The following is a 2,467-nucleotide window of genomic DNA, read 5'->3' on the forward strand; positions in this document are numbered from 1 at the left end:
CTGCCGAAACCCGTGCGGTTGAGGCGAAGCGAAAAAAGTTTGCAGGATTGTGGGACAATTGTGAGAAGATAAATTGTCCTACAGGTGGACAGTCGAGAGGTGTCTCGGGTCTTTCATTACCGGGCGGCCGGACGGCCGCCCACTTGCCAAAGGAGTCAATCGTGACCAATTCCCCCGCACTGTGGAGCGCTCAGGCCCACATGCCCTCCGTTCAGGGCCGCCAGCTCGTGATGACGGAGGGGTCGGGCTCGTATCTCACCACCGCGGACGGGCAGCGCCTCTTCGACGGCACCGCCGGCCTGTGGCACACCAACATCGGGCACGGCCGCGAGGAAATGGCCCAGGCCGCCTTCGAACAGATGAAGAAGCTGGAGACCTATCACGTCTTTGGCCGTTATCTCAACGACAAGGCGGTCGAGCTGGCGGAGGCGCTCGTCGAGATTTCCCCTATCGCCGACGCCAAGGTGATCCTGAACAGCGGCGGCTCCGACTCGATTGACCTCGCCTGCAAGCTGGCTCGCCGGCACTGGGTGCTGGCGGGTCAGCCGGAGAAGACCGTCATCCTGAGCCGGGAGCACGCCTATCACGGCCTGCACGCCTACGGCACCAGCATTGCGGGGCTCGACTTCAACCGGGAGGGCTTCGGCACGGAATCGCTCGTCCCGGACACCGCGCGGGTCGAGAAGCACGACCTGGCGGCCCTCGAGGCGGAGATTGACCGCATCGGCCCCGGGCGCATCGCCGCCTTCGTCGCCGAGCCCGTGATGGGCACCGGCGGGGTGCACCCGCCCCAGGAGGGGTACTTCGAGGGCGTGCGTCGGCTGTGCGCGGAGCACGACATCCTGTTCATTGTCGACGAGGTCATCACCGGCTTCGGGCGCACGGGCCAGATGTTTGCGACCACGCGCTACGAGCTGCCGGCCGACATCGTGGTCTTCGCCAAGGGGGTGACCTCGGGGTACGGCCAGCTGGGCGGCATCTACGCGGCGCCCCGGCTCTGGCAGCCCTTCTTCGAGCGCGGCCAGGACAGCCCGATCTTCCGGCACGGCACCACCTACTCCGGGCACGCCACGACGGCGGCGCTCGCCCTGAAAAACCTGGAGATCATGCGCGACGAACACCTCGTCGAGCGGGCAGCCGAACTCGAGACCGTCCTGGCCGGGCTCCTCGCGGACCTCGGCACGCACGAGCTGGTCGCGGAGACTCGCGTCGGCGGCTTCCTCGGCGGAATCGAGCTCACGGACGCCGTGAACGCGGAGGCGGTGACGGACGCCGTGCTCGACCTAGGCTTCATCACCCGGCCGCTGCGCGGGAACACCGTGCAGGTCAGCCCGCCCTTCATCACCACCGATCAGGAGCTCGGCGACCTCGTCGCGGCGGTCCGCACGGTGCTTGACCGGCACAGCAACTGATTGTTTCCCCTCGACCCCCAAAGGATGACCACCTCATGACGATGCCCACCCCCACCGCCGAGCAGACGGCGACCACCGACCGGGCGCTTGCCAGCCTGCCCGGCTTTGCCAACCACGAGCCCGGCGCGAACGAGTTCGCCGTGCTCGACCCGTCAACCGAGCAGCGCATTGCCACGCTGCCGAGCTTCGACACGGCCTACGCCATCGAGCAGGTGGCGATCGCCGACGAGGCGGGCCGCGCCTGGGCGAAGACCACCCCGCGGCACCGCTCGGACACCCTGCACAACGTGTACGCGGTGCTCATGGCGAACCGGGATCGGCTCGCCGCCGTGATCAGCCGCGAGATGGGCAAGACCCTGGCGGAAGCCTCCGGCGAGGTGCAGTACGCCTCGGACTACGTGCGCTGGTACGCGGACGAGCTGCTCCGCCCCGCGGGCGGGTACCGGGAGAACCCCGCTGGGGGCTCCACGATCCTCACGAAGCGCGCCCCGATCGGCACCGCGGTGCTGATCGCGCCCTGGAACTTCCCGATGGCGATGATTACCCGGAAGATCGCCCCGGCGCTTGCGGCCGGCTGCGGCTCGGTCATCAAGCCGGCCGGCCTCACACCGCTCACCACGCTCCTGACCGTGGAGCTCATGGCCGAGGCCGGGGTCCCACGCGAGCTCATGCGCGTCGTGACCACGACCGACTCCGGCGGCTTCAGCGAGGCGGTTCTCGCGGACCCCCGGATCCGCAAAATCTCCTTCACCGGCTCGACCGGCGTCGGCAGCACCCTCATGGGCCTCGCGGCGAAAAACATCGTCAAGAGCTCGATGGAGCTGGGCGGAAACGCCCCCCTCATCGTCTTCGACGATGCCGACCTGGACCGCGCCGTCGAGGGCGCCATGCTCGCGAAGCTGCGCAACGGCGGCCAGTCCTGCGTTGCGGCCAACCGGATCTACGTGCAAGACGGGATCGCGGACGCCTTCGTCGAGGCCTTCAGCGAGCGGATGAGCCAGGTCGTCCTCGGCCACGCCACGGCGGACGGCGTCGACCTCGGCCCCGTCATCGAC

General features: G+C 68.4%; 2 protein-coding genes. Both read left to right on the forward strand.

What is annotated here, in order from left to right:
• Positions 1-161 precede the first annotated feature (161 nt).
• Positions 162-1,412, forward strand: a complete 1,251-nt coding sequence (locus tag OOT08_RS17420; RefSeq protein ID WP_325094122.1) for an aminotransferase family protein — start codon at positions 162-164, stop codon at positions 1,410-1,412.
• 35 nt (positions 1,413-1,447) lie between these two features.
• The coding region (locus tag OOT08_RS17425) for an aldehyde dehydrogenase family protein (protein ID WP_325094123.1) at positions 1,448-2,467 on the forward strand (1,020 nt) is incomplete at its 3' end.

This window comes from Leucobacter sp. M11, from assembly GCF_035726885.1.
Lineage (GTDB): Bacteria > Actinomycetota > Actinomycetes > Actinomycetales > Microbacteriaceae > JAPFRB01.